At 61.0% G+C, this 562-nt stretch carries 1 protein-coding gene; it reads left to right on the forward strand.

All coding sequences use genetic code 11. From position 1 onward, the window contains the following. Positions 1–264 precede the first annotated feature (264 nt). Entirely contained in the window at positions 265–405 is a 141-nt protein-coding gene (locus tag HGI47_RS22145) for a hypothetical protein (protein ID WP_168854906.1), read from the forward strand. Positions 406–562 lie beyond the last annotated feature (157 nt).

Consider the following 562-nt stretch of genomic DNA (forward strand, 5'->3'; position numbering starts at 1 on the left):
ATGACATCATCATGCGTTACCTCGACCGACATACCCACAAGGACGGCTTTAGCCCCACCGCTTGATCCTACCGGCGTCAGCCGGTCAGTGATTCAGCTCAGTCAACGGCATGGTCTGTGTTCGCGGCCAGCCCTCGGATTACGATGAGTGAGAGGCGGCTGGCTGTGCCGGTTGGGGCTGGCAGGACCTGAAGCGCAGTTTTCTGGCGATCGAGGACCATCAGCTTGGCGCATCCGACATGCGCGGCACCGGGGACCTCTCAGGGTGAAGCAGCACCCCCGCCGAGAAGCGGTATGCGAGGCGATAATTGCAGCGGCGGCGCAGGCCGGAATACCACGTGTAGACGATCTCAACGCCATCGACACGCCGGGCTTTGGCTATCAGCCGCGCACCATTTGGCGCTGAAAGCGGCAGAGTGCAGCCGAGGCTTTCCTCAAACCCGCCTCGCGCCGCTCCAACCTTGTTCTAGGCGGCGTGGACAAATTTGAGCCAGTATCTGGCTGTGGCGATATGGACCATGCCGAGGAAGCTATTGGCAAGCTGATCGTAGCGGGTAGCGATC

It is taken from the genome of Novosphingobium sp. ERN07 (genome assembly GCF_012641335.1).
Taxonomy (GTDB): Bacteria; Pseudomonadota; Alphaproteobacteria; order Sphingomonadales; family Sphingomonadaceae; genus Novosphingobium.